The sequence below is a fragment of the Thermomonas sp. LB-4 genome, from assembly GCF_036409385.1.
Lineage (GTDB): Bacteria > Pseudomonadota > Gammaproteobacteria > Xanthomonadales > Xanthomonadaceae > Thermomonas.
The window spans coordinates 40,559-54,618 of record NZ_JAXOFT010000002.1; the positions used below are offsets into that span (position 1 = coordinate 40,559).

The 14,060-nt window shown below is 70.3% G+C and carries 20 protein-coding genes; 8 read left to right on the forward strand and 12 right to left on the reverse strand.

Going from position 1 to position 14,060, the window contains the following annotated elements:
* Positions 1 to 55: 55 nt before the first annotated feature.
* Complete coding sequence (gene pip, locus SPK54_RS01865) at positions 56 to 1,003, forward strand: prolyl aminopeptidase (RefSeq protein WP_330946246.1); 948 nt, start codon at positions 56 to 58, stop codon at positions 1,001 to 1,003.
* A gap of 103 nt (positions 1,004 to 1,106) precedes the next feature.
* On the opposite strand, the gene SPK54_RS01870 is transcribed toward pip, so the two are convergent.
* The 3 genes from SPK54_RS01870 to SPK54_RS01880 form a co-directional block, all read right to left on the reverse strand.
* Positions 1,107 to 1,649 carry an NUDIX hydrolase gene (locus tag SPK54_RS01870; RefSeq protein ID WP_330946247.1) on the reverse strand — a complete coding sequence of 181 codons (543 nt, stop codon included), beginning with the start codon at positions 1,647 to 1,649 and terminating at the stop codon, positions 1,107 to 1,109.
* A gap of 302 nt (positions 1,650 to 1,951) precedes the next feature.
* Entirely contained in the window at positions 1,952 to 2,839 is an 888-nt protein-coding gene (locus tag SPK54_RS01875; protein WP_330946248.1) for a 5'-3' exonuclease H3TH domain-containing protein, read from the reverse strand.
* Positions 2,840 to 2,886: 47 nt separating this feature from the next.
* Positions 2,887 to 3,489 carry a nitroreductase gene (locus SPK54_RS01880; RefSeq protein WP_330946249.1) on the reverse strand — a complete coding sequence of 201 codons (603 nt, stop codon included), beginning with the start codon at positions 3,487 to 3,489 and terminating at the stop codon, positions 2,887 to 2,889.
* 71 nt (positions 3,490 to 3,560) lie between these two features.
* On the opposite strand from SPK54_RS01880, the gene SPK54_RS01885 reads away from it, so the two are divergent.
* On the forward strand, positions 3,561 to 4,664 hold the full coding sequence (locus SPK54_RS01885) for an NAD(P) transhydrogenase subunit alpha (RefSeq protein ID WP_330946250.1): 1,104 nt from the start codon (positions 3,561 to 3,563) through the stop codon (positions 4,662 to 4,664).
* Here SPK54_RS01885 and SPK54_RS01890 read toward each other — a convergent pair whose 3' ends face one another.
* From SPK54_RS01890 to SPK54_RS01900, 3 genes are read right to left on the reverse strand one after another with little or no spacing between them, the layout of a single operon-like run.
* Positions 4,665 to 5,111, reverse strand: a complete 447-nt coding sequence (locus SPK54_RS01890) for a DUF3106 domain-containing protein (RefSeq protein ID WP_330946251.1) — start codon at positions 5,109 to 5,111, stop codon at positions 4,665 to 4,667. It lies immediately after the preceding gene.
* Positions 5,112 to 5,114: 3 nt separating this feature from the next.
* Positions 5,115 to 5,516 (reverse strand): hypothetical protein, encoded by a 402-nt coding sequence (locus SPK54_RS01895; protein ID WP_330946252.1) that lies wholly within the window; start codon positions 5,514 to 5,516, stop codon positions 5,115 to 5,117.
* Positions 5,513 to 6,088: an RNA polymerase sigma factor gene (locus tag SPK54_RS01900; protein ID WP_330946253.1), complete on the reverse strand. Its 576-nt coding sequence runs from the start codon at positions 6,086 to 6,088 to the stop codon at positions 5,513 to 5,515. Before SPK54_RS01900 ends, SPK54_RS01895 begins: the two co-directional genes overlap by 4 nt.
* 149 nt (positions 6,089 to 6,237) lie before the next feature.
* Between SPK54_RS01900 and SPK54_RS01905 the strand changes: the two genes are divergently transcribed.
* Positions 6,238 to 6,537: an NAD(P) transhydrogenase subunit alpha gene (locus SPK54_RS01905; protein ID WP_330946254.1), complete on the forward strand. Its 300-nt coding sequence runs from the start codon at positions 6,238 to 6,240 to the stop codon at positions 6,535 to 6,537.
* Entirely contained in the window at positions 6,534 to 7,970 is a 1,437-nt protein-coding gene (locus SPK54_RS01910) for an NAD(P)(+) transhydrogenase (Re/Si-specific) subunit beta (protein WP_330946255.1), read from the forward strand. The genes SPK54_RS01905 and SPK54_RS01910 overlap by 4 nt, the downstream gene beginning before the upstream one ends.
* A 24-nt stretch (positions 7,971 to 7,994) precedes the next feature.
* Here SPK54_RS01910 and SPK54_RS01915 read toward each other — a convergent pair whose 3' ends face one another.
* The gene (locus SPK54_RS01915; RefSeq protein WP_330946256.1) at positions 7,995 to 8,408 is read right to left on the reverse strand and encodes a hypothetical protein; all 414 of its coding nucleotides are present in this window, start codon (positions 8,406 to 8,408) and stop codon (positions 7,995 to 7,997) included.
* A gap of 109 nt (positions 8,409 to 8,517) precedes the next feature.
* Here SPK54_RS01915 and sufT point away from each other — a divergent pair, with 109 nt between their 5' ends.
* Positions 8,518 to 9,069 (forward strand): putative Fe-S cluster assembly protein SufT, encoded by a 552-nt coding sequence (gene sufT, locus SPK54_RS01920; protein ID WP_330946257.1) that lies wholly within the window; start codon positions 8,518 to 8,520, stop codon positions 9,067 to 9,069.
* A gap of 73 nt (positions 9,070 to 9,142) precedes the next feature.
* Here the strand turns inward: sufT and SPK54_RS01925 are convergent, their stop codons facing one another.
* The 3 genes from SPK54_RS01925 to wrbA all read right to left on the reverse strand — a co-directional run bounded on the left by SPK54_RS01925 (position 9,143) and on the right by wrbA (position 10,676).
* Positions 9,143 to 9,631, reverse strand: coding sequence for an asparaginase domain-containing protein (locus SPK54_RS01925; RefSeq protein WP_330946258.1), 489 nt, complete (start codon positions 9,629 to 9,631; stop codon positions 9,143 to 9,145).
* Positions 9,632 to 9,750: 119 nt separating this feature from the next.
* Entirely contained in the window at positions 9,751 to 10,086 is a 336-nt protein-coding gene (locus SPK54_RS01930; RefSeq protein WP_330946259.1) for a DUF2069 domain-containing protein, read from the reverse strand.
* Positions 10,083 to 10,676, reverse strand: coding sequence for an NAD(P)H:quinone oxidoreductase (gene wrbA, locus SPK54_RS01935; RefSeq protein ID WP_330946260.1), 594 nt, complete (start codon positions 10,674 to 10,676; stop codon positions 10,083 to 10,085). The genes SPK54_RS01930 and wrbA overlap by 4 nt, the downstream gene beginning before the upstream one ends.
* Before the next feature lie 74 nt (positions 10,677 to 10,750).
* Here wrbA and SPK54_RS01940 point away from each other — a divergent pair, with 74 nt between their 5' ends.
* Genes SPK54_RS01940 through SPK54_RS01950 form a run of 3 tightly spaced genes read left to right on the forward strand, consistent with a single transcriptional unit; the run spans position 10,751 to position 12,870 of the window.
* Complete coding sequence (locus SPK54_RS01940) at positions 10,751 to 12,022, forward strand: YihY family inner membrane protein (RefSeq protein WP_330946261.1); 1,272 nt, start codon at positions 10,751 to 10,753, stop codon at positions 12,020 to 12,022.
* A 5-nt stretch (positions 12,023 to 12,027) separates the two neighbouring features.
* The gene (locus SPK54_RS01945) at positions 12,028 to 12,600 is read left to right on the forward strand and encodes a TlpA disulfide reductase family protein (RefSeq protein ID WP_330946262.1); all 573 of its coding nucleotides are present in this window, start codon (positions 12,028 to 12,030) and stop codon (positions 12,598 to 12,600) included.
* 3 nt (positions 12,601 to 12,603) lie between these two features.
* A complete protein-coding gene (locus SPK54_RS01950; protein ID WP_330946263.1) occupies positions 12,604 to 12,870 on the forward strand; it encodes an acylphosphatase in 267 nt (88 codons plus the stop codon).
* Positions 12,871 to 12,876: 6 nt separating this feature from the next.
* Here the strand turns inward: SPK54_RS01950 and ppk2 are convergent, their stop codons facing one another.
* Both ppk2 and SPK54_RS01960 read right to left on the reverse strand, forming a co-directional pair.
* Positions 12,877 to 13,653, reverse strand: coding sequence for a polyphosphate kinase 2 (gene ppk2, locus SPK54_RS01955; protein WP_330946264.1), 777 nt, complete (start codon positions 13,651 to 13,653; stop codon positions 12,877 to 12,879).
* On the reverse strand, positions 13,650 to 13,982 hold the full coding sequence (locus tag SPK54_RS01960) for a helix-turn-helix transcriptional regulator (RefSeq protein WP_330946265.1): 333 nt from the start codon (positions 13,980 to 13,982) through the stop codon (positions 13,650 to 13,652). Before SPK54_RS01960 ends, ppk2 begins: the two co-directional genes overlap by 4 nt.
* Between the last annotated feature and the right edge of the window lie 78 nt (positions 13,983 to 14,060).

Genomic DNA, 14,060 nt, shown 5'->3' on the forward strand with positions numbered 1-14,060 from the left:
GATCCTGCGCCGCGCTTCTACAATGGGCGCCAGGATTCGCCACAAGGATGCCCCCATGCGCACGCTGTATCCCGAGCTCGCCCCCTACCAGACCGGCACCCTGCAGGTCGACGACCGCCACACCCTGTACTGGGAGCAGTGCGGCAATCCCGACGGTAAGCCGGTGGTGCTGCTGCACGGCGGCCCCGGGGCCGGCTGCAGCGACAACATGCGCCGCTTCCACGATCCCGCGAAGTACCGCATCGTGCTGTTCGACCAGCGCGGCGCCGGCCGCAGCACGCCCCACGCCGACCTGGTGGACAACACCACCTGGGACCTCGTCGCCGACATCGAAAAGCTGCGCGAGCACCTGGGCATCGCGCGCTGGCAGGTGTTCGGCGGCAGCTGGGGCTCCACCCTGGCGCTGGCCTATGCCGAAACCCATCCGCAGCGCGTCACCGAACTGGTCCTGCGCGGCATCTTCATGCTGCGTCGCTGGGAGCTGGAATGGTTCTATCAGGAGGGCGCCTCGCGGCTGTTTCCCGATGCGTGGCAGCACTACATCGACGCCATCCCGCCAGTGGAACGCCACGACCTGATCTCCGCATTCCACCGCCGGCTGACTTCGGACGATCCGCAGCTGCGGCTGGCCGCGGCGCGCGCCTGGGCGATCTGGGAGGGCGGCACCAGCTACCTGCAGATTCCTTCCGATTACGCCGACACCCACGGCGATGCCGAGTTCGCGCTGGCGTTCGCGCGGATCGAGAACCACTACTTCGTCAACGGCGGCTTCTTCGAAGTGGAAGACCAGCTGCTGCGCGACGTCCACAAGATCGCCGACATCCCCGGCGTGATCGTGCACGGCCGCTACGACGTGGTTTGCCCCATCCAGAACGCATTCGACCTGCACCGGGCGTGGCCGAAGGCCGAGCTGATCGTGTCCGCCACCGCCGGCCACTCCGCCTTCGAGGCGGAGAACGTGGACGCGCTGGTGCGGGCGACCGACCGCTTCGCCGGGCGATAACCGATCCAGGCATCGTGGGAGCGCACCGCAGGGCGCTGCGCTTTGAGTGATCTCGCAAAAGCGTTCGCGCCCCCGTGCCCCAGGAAGCGATCGGGCTGCAGGCTCAATCCGCCGGCGAGCCGTCCGGATTGTGGTCGATCATCCAAAGCCCCGCCCAGAGCTTGAGGTCCAGCTCGTAGCCTTCGGCGCGCTTGCGCATCAGCCAGGCCGGCGCCTGTGCGCGCGGGACCGCGTGGACGACGATGTTCTCGTCGTCCACGCCGCCGCCGTCGCCCACCCGCACCAGGTCGCGGGCGCGGACGAAGGCGATGCGCTCGTTGCTCATGCCGGAACTGGTGGGGCCGGTCAGCAGCACCTCCACGCGCCCCGGCGACCAGCCGGTTTCCTCGACCAGCTCGCGCCGCGCGGCGTCCACCAGGGTGTCCTCGGCGTGGTCGTCGCCGACCAGGCCCGCCGGCATCTCGATGGTGCGCGCGCCCAGCGGGATGCGGAACTGCTCGACGAACAGCACCTCGTCGGCCGGGGTCACCGCGATCACGATCACCGCCATCCCTTGCGCATGCGTGCGCTCGCAGGACTCCCAGTGGCCGATCCGCACCAGCCGCAGCCATTGGCCTTCGTACAGGGTCTGTTTGAGGTTGGTCATGCGCCGATGCTAGCGCAGGCGGGTGACGGTGTTCGTGCGCAGCGCGGCGCTGCCACGGCAAGGGTTCGCCGCTCAGGCTCCGCGTCCGGCTTCGATGCACGGCCGCCCGCCCGCGATGCGGTCCGGCCCAGCACAGTGTGCCGGGCGATCGCAACCACGCACGGCATGCCGCGCTGGCGACATTTGCGCACGCATGGCGCGCTCGAACCCTTGCCGCAGCAGCGCCCCGGTGCCCGGCAACGGATGGGGGTGGGAGTGAAAGGCAGAAGCAAACTGCAGCAAGCGCTGCGCCGAATTCGGCGCTACAGGCCGGCCGCGTCGACCAGCCGCTTGCGCGTCATCGGGCCGAACTTCACCCAGTCGGCCAGCGCGGCCAGTTCGTCGGCGTCGCCGCGGCCGCGGGCGAAGCCGTGCTCCGGCAGCGGCGCGTCCAGCGCGATGGTGGTCAGCTGCCGCCACAGCAGGGCGTGCTCGCGCTGCTCGCGCAGGCGCGTGGCCAGCGTGGCGGCGCCGCGCAGGCGCAGGAACGGCACCTCGTCGATGCGGTCCAGCAGCGCGTCCAGCGACTGGAAATGCGCCAGCAGCACCGCCGCCGATTTCGGGCCGATGCCGGTGACGCCGGGGATGTTGTCCACCGCGTCGCCGGTCAGCGCCAGGTAGTCGGCGATCTGGTGCGCATGCACGCCGTGCCGCGCCTTCACGCCATCCGCGCTCCAGCGCTGGCCCTTGGCGAAATCGTATTGTTCGTCGTGCGCGTGCAGCAGCTGCGACAGGTCCTTGTCGGCGGACACGATGACACTGCGGAAACCCTGGCCGCGCGCGCGGTGCACGGCGCTGCCGATCAGGTCGTCGGCCTCGTAGTCGGTGTGCGCCAGCGTGGCCAGGCCCATCGCCCGGCACAGCGCCTTGCACCAGGCGAACTGGCGGCGCAGCTCCGGTGGCGCGGGATCGCGGTTGGCCTTGTAGGCGGGGTACAGCGCGTTGCGGAAACAGGAATCCAACGCTTCATCGAAGGCCACCACCACGTGCCCGGGACGCTCGCGCTCCAGCAGTTCAAGCAGGAAGCGGGCGAAGCCGTGCACCGCATTGGTCGGCCAGCCGTCGGCGTCGTGGAATTCGTCCGGCATCGAATGCCAGGCGCGGAACACGTACAACGAGGCATCGACGAGGTGGAGCGTGGGCTGTGACATCTCCGTATTGTAGGAGCGCACCACAGGGGCGCGGTGCTCTTGCCGGATCACGCAGCGGGCATCGCGCCGCTGCGGTGTTCTGACGCATGCCAGTCCGCGAGCAGTGACGCCGCATCCGGGCGGTCGCGTTCCGGCACGTCGACCGTCGCGGTGCCCAGGGCGATCGTGCCCACCAGCTGCTCATCGGCGGACAGCCCCAGCGTCTGTTCCAGGAACGGCCGGTCATAGGCCGGCCAGCCGGTCAGCCACTGCGCGCCATAGCCTTCGGCCTGCGCGGCCTGCATCAGCAGCAGGCAGACGCAGGCGGCGGTGGAGAAGCGTTCGGATGCGGGGATCTGCGCGTCTTCCTCCAGCCGCGCGATCACCGCCAGCGTCACCGGCGGCAGCAGGAAGCGTGTGCGCAGCTTTTCAATCACGCCTTCGCCGGAGTCGGGCGCGCGTTCCAGCAGCCGGCGCGCCGCCGCATCGGCCAGGCGTCCGCGCGCCGCGCCGGCGATGCGCAGGAACCGGAACGGCACCCGCTTGCCGTGGTCGGGCACGCGCACCGCGGTCTGCAGCATGCGCAGCAGCTGGGCCTCGCCCGGGCCCGGTTCGGCCAGCTGGCGGGTGGGCGTGGAGCGGCGGCTGTCGAGGGCGTCCAGGGTCAGCATGGCGGGCCTGCTTGCGGGGGACGGCCATGGTAACGGTAGGATGCGGAATCCAATCTGAGGCGGAGCGGGCGATGGCGGCGACAGCGGTAATCGTGGGCGTGGCGCGCGAAACGGCGGCGGGCGAGCGCCGGGTGGCGCTGAGCCCGGAAACCTGCAAGAAGCTGGTGGCGGCCGGTGCCACCGTGCGGGTGCAGCCAGGCATCGGCCTGGGCGCGTTCTTTCCCGACGAGGCCTATGCCGCCGCGGGCGCGCAGCTGGCCGAAGACGCCACGGCGGATGCCGACCTGGTGGCCTGCGTGCAGCCGCCGTCGAATGCGGCCATCGCCGCCCTGAAGCCGGGGGCGGTGCTGGTGGGCAGCCTGCATCCGCAGGCCGACGCGGAGCGCGGCGAGGCGATCCGCGCACGCGGCATCGTCGCCTTCCCGCTGGAACGGCTGCCGCGCACCACCCGCGCGCAGGCGATGGACGTGCTCAGCTCGCAGGCCGGCATGGCCGGCTACAAGGCGGTGCTGATCGCGGCCCAGCTGGCGCCGCGGTTCTTCCCGATGCTGACCACCGCGGCCGGCACCATCCGGCCGTCCAGGGTGCTGATCGTGGGCGCCGGCGTCGCCGGCCTGCAGGCGATCGCCACCGCCAAGCGCCTCGGCGCGCAGGTGGAAGGCTTCGACGTGCGCCCGGAAACCCGCGAACAGATCGAGTCGCTGGGCGGCAAGTTCCTCGACCTGGGCGTGTCCGCGGCGGGCGAGGGCGGCTATGCGCGCGCGCTGACCGACGAGGAGCGCGCCGAGCAGCAGCGCCGGCTGGCCGAACACCTGAAGAACATCGACGTGGTGGTGTGTACCGCCGCCGTGCCGGGGCGGCCGGCGCCGAAGATCGTGTCGGCGGCGATGGTGGCGGGCATGAAGCCCGGCAGCGTGATCGTCGACCTGGCCGCGGAAACCGGCGGCAACTGCGAGTTGACCCGGCCCGGCGAGCAGGTGGAAAGCGGCGGCGTCACCATCGCCGGCCCGCTCGATCTGGCATCGATGGGCGCCCAGCACGCCAGCGAGATGTATGCGCGCAACGTGTTCAATTTCGTCAGCCTGCTGCTGAAGGACGGCGCGCTGGTGTTCGATTGGGGCGACGAGCTGCTGGCGAAGACGGTCTGGCCGGAGCGGGCCGCGCCGGCCAGCTGATCAATCCGGTTGCCGCCGCTCCGGGGCCGGGTGCGCCTTCACCCACTCGGCGCGCTGCTGGGGCGTCATCTGCCGCCATTTCTCCATGAAGTCATGCCGCGCGTCCTTGTCCAGGCCGCGCACGGCGTGGAACAGCGCGCGCGCCTGCTCGCGCTGTTCCGGCGTCATGCCCTCCCAGCGCTGCATGCCGTGGCGGGCGCGTTCGCGCTGCGGCGGCGGCATCGACTTCCAGCGCTCGGCGTACTCCATGAAGCGCGCGCGCTTTTCCGGCTCGCGGTTCCAGCGGTCGCGCACCGGTGCGATCAGCAGTTCGCGCTGGGCGGGGGTGAGTTGGTCCCAGGCCGGCAGCGGCGTGGCGGCGGGCTTGTTGGCGTCCTGCGCCAGTGCGGCGGCGGGTGCCAGCGCAAGCGCGACGAGCAGGAACAGGGGGGCGGTGTGGCGGCGCATGGCTTACTCCATCGCCAGCCGGGGGGCGTCCGCCGAACCCAGCCAGGCATAGAAAGCGGGATCCTCGTCCAGCGGCAGGCTGCCGCCGGTGTTGCTGGTAGCCGCCGTGACCGGCACCGCGGCGGTCGCGGGTACCGCCTGCGGCGACTGCGACTGCGGATACAGGCGCAGGCCCAGCGCCAGCGCGCACAGCGCGGCGAAGCCGGCCACGGCAAAGCGCAGCCGGTGCTGGCGCGGACCGGGTGGTTGGCCGCGCAATGCGGCTCCGCGTCGCTGCGCCAGCTGCGCGCGCACCTGCGGCGACAGGTGCGCAAGGGCGGTTGCGTGGCGTGCGCGGACGGCCGCGTCGAAGCGGGCGTCGGCGCCCCCTTGCATCGACGGGCTGTTCATCGACGGCTTGTTCATCGGAAGTCCTCCAGTTGCTTTTGCAGCGCCGCGCGCGCGCGCGACAGATGCGTTTTCACCGAGCCTTCGCTGCAGCCCATGACCCGCGCGGTGTCGGCCACGTCCAACTCCTCCAGCACGCGCAGGGTGAAGGCTTCGCGCTGGCGGGCAGGGAGTCGTCGCAGCGTGGCTCCGATCCGCTCCCAGGCCTCGCGGCCGTCGTGGCTGCGCGAGGGATCGGGCGCATCGTCGGCCCAGTCCAGCGCCTCGCCGTCCCGGTCGGTGCTGCCGGGCAGCAGCCAGCGCAGCCGCAGCAGGCCGCGCCGCTGCATGTCCACCATGCGGTTGCGCAGGATGCTCCAGAACAGCGGGCTCCATTCCGACGCCGGCCGGTCGCGGTAGGCCAGCATCTTCAGCATCGCGTCCTGCACCGCGTCCAGCGCATCCTCGCGGTGGCGCAGGCCAAGCTCGGCGAAGCGGAAGGCGCGTGCCTCGATCCCGCGCAGGAACGCTTCCAGCGTGGCCGGTTCAGGCGGGGGCAGCGGGACTTCGGCGTTCACCGGTCCAAGCTTAGCGGGGGTCAGCAGCAGCATGGCGGCCCGGGGGCAGGGGCGGCGCGGGATTGCGCCGGGCATGCTGGGAAAACGCACGGCGCCGGCCGCGGTTGACACCGCGCGCGGCGGCGGGGCGCAGACGCCGGACATATCGTTATGATGCGGACAGGCAACCGGGGAGCGGCATCGTGGGCGACGGGTTCGTGGCGCTGTACATCTTCATGCTGGCGGCGATCGCCGGTCACGTCATCATCTCGCGGGTACCGGTGATCCTGCATACGCCGCTGATGTCGGGCTCCAACTTCATCCACGGCATCGTCCTGATCGGCGCGATGATGGTGCTGGGCGAGGCGCAAACGCCACTGGAGCAGGCGTTGGGCTTTGTCGCCGTGCTGCTGGGCGCGGGCAATGCCGCCGGCGGCTACGTGGTGACGGAACGGATGCTGGAGATGTTCAAGGCTTCGAAGAAGCCCGGGGGCGCGGCATGACCGACGTCCTGGTGAAGCTGAGTTACTTCATCGCCGCCACCCTGTTCCTGCTGGGCCTGCAGCGCATGGCCAGCCCGAAGACCGCGCGCAGCGGCATCCAGTGGGCCGGCGTGGGCATGCTGATCGCCACCTTCGCCACGTTCTTCCTGCCCGGACTGCACAACATCGGGCTGATGATCGCGGCCATCGTCATCGGCGTCGGCCTGAACTGGGCCTGGGGCCGCAAGGTGGCGATCACCGACATGCCGCAGATGGTGGCGCTGTTCAACGGCATGGGCGGCGGCAGTGCGGCGGCCATCGGCGCGGTGGAGCTGGTCAAGCTGGCCGCGCAACCGGGCGCGCATCAGGTGGCTGGCTTCGTGATGTCGACGACCGATGGCGTCACCACCATGCAGCTCAATGTGGGCCTGCCGCTGGCTGTGGTAGGCGCGCTGATCGGCGCGGTGTCGCTGACCGGTTCGATCATCGCCTGGGCCAAGCTCGACGGGCGCATGGACAAGCGTTACACCTTCCCCGGCCAGCAGTACTTCAATGCCTTGGTCGCACTGGCAGCGGTGCTCTGCGGGGTGATGGCGCTGGCCACGCTGGCCCTGCCGTGGATCATCGCCTTCTTCGTGCTGGCGCTGGCGCTGGGCGTGCTGATGACGCTGCCCATCGGCGGTGCGGACATGCCCGTGGTGATCTCGCTCTACAACGCCTTCACCGGCCTGGCGGTGGCGTTCGAGGGCTATGTGCTCGGCAACGAGGCGCTGATCATCGCCGGCATGATGGTCGGCGCGGCCGGCATCCTGCTGACCCGGCTGATGGCCAAGGCGATGAACCGCAAGATCAGCGGCGTGCTGTTCTCCAGCTTCGGCGGCGGCGGTGCGGAAATGCAGGCCATCGGCGGTTCGATGAAGCCGATCGAGGCCGCCGACGTGGCGGCGATGATGGCCTTCGCCGAGCGCGTGGTGATCGTTCCGGGCTACGGCCTGGCGGTGGCGCAGGCCCAGCACAAGATCTGGGAGCTGGCCCAGCGCCTGCAGGAGCGCGGGGTGAAGGTGAAGTTCGCGATCCACCCGGTCGCCGGCCGCATGCCGGGGCACATGAACGTGCTGCTGGCCGAGGCCGGCGTGCCCTACGACCTGATCGCCGACATGGACGACATCAACCCGGAGTTCGCCAACACCGACGTTTCGCTGGTGATCGGCGCCAACGACGTGGTCAACCCGGTGGCCAAGACCGACCCGGCCAGCCCGATCTACGGCATGCCGATCCTGGACGTGGTCAACTCGAAGAACACCGTCGTCATCAAGCGTGGCAAGGGCACCGGGTTCGCCGGCATCGAGAACGCGCTGTTCTATGCGGACAACACCCGCATGCTGTACGGCGACGGCAGCGAGATGGCGAACGCGCTGGTCAGCGAACTGAAGGCGCTCGACGGCGGCCACTGAGCACCGCCGGCGCCGACGCGCGGCTCAGCGTGCGGCCCACCATGCCACCAGCAGGGCGGCGGCATAGAAGAGCAGGTCGATGCCGCCGTTGGCCATGCCGGCCAGCAGCCAAGCGTACGAGGGCCCCATCTTCAGCGCGGATTCCCACGGCCGCAGGCCGAAGCTCTGGCCGATCTGTCCGGCCGCGATCAGCATGTTGGCGGCGCCGATGACCGCGGCGCAGGCGGCGACCGCCAGCGCCCGCCGGGAGTTCGCGGCAGGCCATCTGGCCAGCTTGAGCAGCAGCGCCATGTCCAGCGCCGCCACCGGCGCCAGCCAGCTGCACTGCCGGTTCAGCGCCAGCGCCAGCAGCATCCAGGCGGCGGCAAACCCGGCCCCGCCCAGCGCCAGCAGGGGCAGGGCGTACCAGCGGGGCGGCGGGATGGCGTGATCGGGCATGCGGGGCTGATCGAGATCAAACAGCCGGCGATGATCCCATTGCGAAGGCAGACGGGCAATTCGATTGGGACTAGAATGGTACGGATTCGATCCGGCCATTCTTTCCGCCATGTACTCCCGCAGCAGTGAACCCGTCCGATTCGAGCGCGATTGCGCCGCCGTCCTCGTCCCGCAGGGCGACGAGGTCACCCTGCCCGCCGGCACCGTGGGCTACATCACCCAGGCGCTGGGCGGGAGCTGGACGGTATTCGTGGAAGGCAACCTGATGCGCATCGCCGGCGAGGATGGCGATGCCATCGGCAAGCAGCCGGCCGAACCGCTGGAGCTGCCGGAAGGCGCCACCGATGCGGATGTCGAGCGGGTGGTCTGGGACCAGCTGCGGACCTGTTTCGACCCGGAAATCCCGGTCAACATCGTGGATCTGGGGCTGGTCTACCTGGCCGAACTGTATCAGCCCGAGGAAGGCGGCCGCGGGGTCAGGGTGCGGATGACGTTGACCGCGCCGGGCTGCGGGATGGGCGACATCCTGGTGGACGATGTGCGCAACAAGCTGGAAAAGATCCCCACGGTCGTCGCCACCGACATCGAGCTGGTGTTCGACCCGCCGTGGAACCAGACCATGATGTCGGACGTGGCCCGCCTGGAAACAGGGATGTTCTGAGTGCGCCATTCCCGGCGTGCGTCGGGGGGGGGGGGGGCTGGAGTAGAAAACGACCCTAGCCGGGCAGGTTAATTCAGTTGGCCGCCTCGAAGCGATTGGCGGCCACGTTCTTGCGCACTCGCTCCGGCGTCCAGATGCGGCCGTTCATGGCGATGTAGACGCCCTCCGGCAGCGACTGCACTGCGCCGATCGCGCAGCCGATGTTGAATTCGGCGTCCGAGCCGCGGAAGCGTGCCGGGCTGAGTGCGCCGGTCATCACGATGGTCTTGCCCGGGATGCTCTGCAGCACCTTGCCGGTAGCCACCATCGAGTCGGTGCCGTGGGTCACCAGCACGTGGCGGGTGGGCTGGGCGGCGATGGTGGCGCGGATCAGCTCGCGGTCGTCGTCGGTGATGTGCAGCGAATCCTTGCGCAGGATCGGGATCACGTTGAACTGGAAGGTCACCCCCAGTTCGCGCAGGATCATGCCGATCTGCGGCTCGCCGATCTGGTAGTCCGACTTGTCGTCGAAGTAGATCTTGTCGATGGTGCCGCCGGTGGTGACGATGAGCAGGTTGTCCATGCCCGCATTGTCCGTCAAAAAATGCGGCGGGCACACCCGGCCTGCAGCTTGGCCTTCGCCGCTGGCCATGCGCGAGGCGTAGCGCCGGTGCAAGGCCGGCCGCCCGTGGGTCGACGGCCTCAGGATTGCCGGTTGCGCGTCCGGCGGGCGCGGATGCCGGGCAGGCAGGCGGCATGCACCACCACCAGGGCCAGCGCGGCCTCCGCCAATGCGAACAGGCGCTGCGCAGGCTCCGCCCACGCCAGCATCACCCCGTGGCTGAACCACAGCAGCGCCAGCACCGCGGCGGTGAAGCCGGCGCGGCGCCAGCCGCGCAGGGCGGTGATCGCCAGCAGGGCGGGCGGCAAGGCGAACACCAGCAGTCCGGAAACTGCGGCGGCATGCGTCGCCGACCAGCCGACGAACAAAGCGGCGAGTGCGCCCAGCGCCGCGGCCAGGTAGCGCTGCGCGCTCATGCCTGCAGCCGCTGCGCAAGCTGTGCGATGCGGCGACCCAGCGCACGCGCCAGCACGGTTTCATCCTCGCTCAGCTGCGGGTCGTCGTCGATGCCGGCGACGTGGCTGGCGCCGTAGGGCGTGCCGCCGCTGCGGGTCGTGTTGAGCGCAGCCTCCGTGAACGGGATGCCGGCGATCACGCAGCCGTGGTGCAGCAGCGGCACCAGCATGGTCAGCAGGGTCGATTCCTGGCCGCCGTGCATGGTGGCGGTGGAGGTGAACGCCGCCGCCGGCTTGCCGACCAGCGTGCCGCTGGCCCATTCCGCGCCGAGGGTGTCGAGGAAATGCTTGACCGGGGCGGCCATGTTGCCGAAGCGGGTGGGGCTGCCCAGCAGCAGGCCTGCGCATTCCGCCAGGTCGCGTTTGTCGACGTAGGGCGCGCCCTCTTCCGGCTCCGGCGGCTGCGCGGCCTGCGTCACCGGTGCCACCGGCGGCAGCGTGCGCAGGCGTGCCTGCATGCCGTCTACTTCCCCGATGCCGCGCGCGATCTGCCGCGCCAGCCGCGCCACCGAGCCGCCGCGGCTGTAGTACAGGACCAGGATCTCGGACATGCGCGCCAATCGTGCGAGGGGACGCGGCAGCATAGTGCAAGCGGTGCATTCATGGCATCGGTTACGCTTGCCGGATGGAACCGCTGGATTCGATCTACCGCTGGAGCGAACGCCTGCGCGACCCGGCGCGGGCCGGCAGCTTCGGCCGCTTCGTGCTGCGGCGCTTCCTCGACGACCGCCTGTTCGAGGCCGCCGGCGCGCTGTCCTACACCACCGCATTCGCGCTGGTGCCGCTGTCGATGGTGGCGTTCGGCGTACTGTCGGCGTTCCCGGTGTTCGATGCCTGGAGCGAGCGCCTCAGCGGCTACATCTTCGCCAACTTCGTGCCACGCGCCGCGCAGGCGGTGTCCGGCTACCTCACCGATTTCTCCTCCAACACCAAGTCGCTGACCACCGCCGGCGCGCTGGCGCTGATCGTGTCGCTGCTGGTGACGCTGAGCAGCGTGGAGGCGATCTTCAACCGGATCTGGCGGGTGCCCACCGCGCGGCCCAAGTTCGGCCGCTTCCTGGTCTACTGGACCGTGCTGACCCTGGGCACGCTGGTGGCGGCGGCCAGCGTGGCGCTGTCCACCCGCTTCTTCGCGCTGGCGATCTTCGAAACCCTGGCCGGCCGCTGGCTGGAGGCGCTGATGCTCCGCCTGGCGCCGATGGGGATCGAACTGCTGGCGTTCGCCGCGGTGTTCAAGGTGGTGCCGCACCGCACCGTGGCGTGGCGGCACGCGCTGGCAGGCGGGCTGCTGTCGATGGCGCTGTTCGAATGCGTGAAGTCTGGCCTGGGCCTGTACCTGGGCAGCTTCGATTCGTACCAGAAGATCTACGGCGCGGTGGCGCTGGTGCCGATCGTGATGCTGTGGATCTTCCTGAGCTGGGTGTCGATCCTGTTCGGCGCCTCGTTCGCTTCGTCGATGTCGGCGTTCCGTTACCAGCCGCAGGCGCTGCGGCTGCCGCACGGGCACGAACTTTACGGGCTGCTGCGCATGCTCGGCCGCTTCCAGCGCGCGCGCGCCAGCGGCAACGGCCTGACCAGCGAGCAGATCGAGGCCATGGAGCCCAGCCTGACCGACAGCATGGTGCAGTCGCTGCTGGGGCGGATGGCCAGCATCAACGTGCTGCAGCGGGCCGAGAGCGGGCAGTGGCTGCTGGCGCGCGACCTCGACGACGTCCGCCTGGACGAACTCTACGAGGCCGCACAGCTGCGCATCCCGGCGGTGGACGTGCCGGTGCCGCAGCCGGACGACGCGCTGGGCGTCGCCGTGCGCGACACCATCGCGCAGCTGCGCACCCCCCTGCAGCAGCCGTTGCGGCAGCCCGTATCCAGTGTCTTTGCCGGGATCCCTGAGGAATGAATCGCATGCACGTTCGCATCGTCGCCCTGCTGCTGGCGGGCTTGCTCGCGGCCTGTTCGCGTGGGCCAGCCCCAGCGCCGCAGGCGACCGCGCCCGCCGCCAAGCCCAAACCCGCTTCCGCCGCGGTGCAGCCGCCGCAGGTGGAGCGCCCGTCGCTGCGCGTCACTACCCTGGACGGCGCGGATTACGACCTGGCTGGCCAGCGCGGCAAATGGGTGATCGTCAATTACTGGGCCACCTGGTGCGGGCCGTGCATCAAGGAGATGCCGGAGCTGTCGGCGCTGGCGGCGATGCGCCAGCACATCGCGGTGATCGGACTGGCCTACGAGGACACCAGCGAGGACGAGCTGCGCGCGTTCCTAGCCAAACGCCCGGTGGCGTACCCGATCGCACGCATCGACGTGTACGAGCCGCCGAAGGATTTCGGCGCGCCGCGCGGCCTGCCCACCACCTGGCTGATTGGCCCCGACGGCAGGATGCTGCGCAAGTACACCGGCCCGGTGACCGCGCGCATGCTGGAAGACGATATCGCCGCGTTCGGCGGGCCGAAGCCGGCCGCCGCGGAGCCGGCAGGCTGAGGGATGGCTGCCGCCCGCTTCCTCGTCCGCGGCCGGGTGCAGGGCGTGCGCTTCCGCGCCGCCACCCGCGACGAGGCGCTGCGGCTTGGGTTGTCCGGGCATGCGCGCAACCTCGCCGACGGCAGCGTCGAGGTGCTGGCCGCGGGCGAAGACGCATCGCTCGCGGCGCTGCAGCGCTGGCTCCAGCGTGGCCCGCCGCTGGCGCGGGTGGACGAGGTGGTGCGTTTCGAAGCGGACGCCGCGGGCGCGGAAGGTTTCGTGACCGGATGAGCGGCGTCAGGGCGTGAAGCCGGGAATCGGCTTGAGCACGCCATAACGCTCCTTCGCCAGCCGGCCTGGCAGCGGCGGGAACGCGAGATCGGGGGCGTCGATGCGGGTGTCGGGCAGGCGGTCCAGCAGGTCGCGGATCAGGGTCAGCCGGCCCAGTTTCTGGTCGTTGAAGTCCACCAGCGTCCACGGCGCGTGCTCGCTGTGGGTGGCCTTGAGCATCGCCTCGCGCGCGTCGGTGTACGCGCGGTAGCGGGTGCGCGCCTCCAGGTCGATGGGCGAGAGCTTCCAGCCCTTGAGCGGGTTGTCCAGGCGCTCGGCGAAGCGCTTTTCCTGCTTGTCCTGGTCGCAGCACAGCCAGTACTTGAACAGCAGGATGCCGTCGTCGACCAGCTGCCGCTCGAACTGCGGGGCGGCCCGCAGGAACGCCGCCACCTGCGCTTCGCTGGCGAAGCCCATGACCTTCTCGACCCCGGCGCGGTTGTACCAGCTGCGGTCGAACAGCACGATCTCGCCGGCCGCGGGCAGCTGCGCGATGTAGCGCTGGAAATACCACTGGCCGGCTTCGCGTTCGGTCGGCTTCGGCAACGCCACCACCCGGCACTGGCGCGGATTGAGGTGCTCGTGGATGGCGCTGATGGCGCCGCCCTTGCCGGCGGCGTCGCGGCCCTCGAACAGCACCACCAGCCGGCGGCCGCTGTGCTGCAGCCAGCGCGCGGCGTGGGCCAGTTCCACCTGCATCGGCTCCAGCAGGGCTTCGTACTGCTTGCGCTTGAACTGGCTCATTTGCGCGATGTCCTCGGCTTCATGCTGCGCGCCACTTCCAGCAGCGCCCCCTGCTGGCGGGTGCCCAGGGCGCGGTAGGCGGCCAGCAGCTCGTGTTCGCCCTTGGTGCGGGCCGGGTCGAGGGTGCTGGCCAGTTCCGACAGCAGCGCGCTGGCGGGCACGCCGAAGGCCCGCGCCAGCGCGTCGATCTGTTCGCGACCGGGGAGCTTCTCGCCCTTCAGCCAGGCGTTGACGGTGCCGATCCCGGCCCTGGGGATGGCGGTGGCGATGTCCGCCACGGACAGGCCGCTGGCCTTGCTGAGCAATCGCAGGGTGGCGTCGATCGACATCGTCGTCCCTCGGATGGGCGGTGCGCCGAGTGTAGCGCTGCCCGCCCGGCAGTCACGGCATCGCCGATGCCGGCCGCG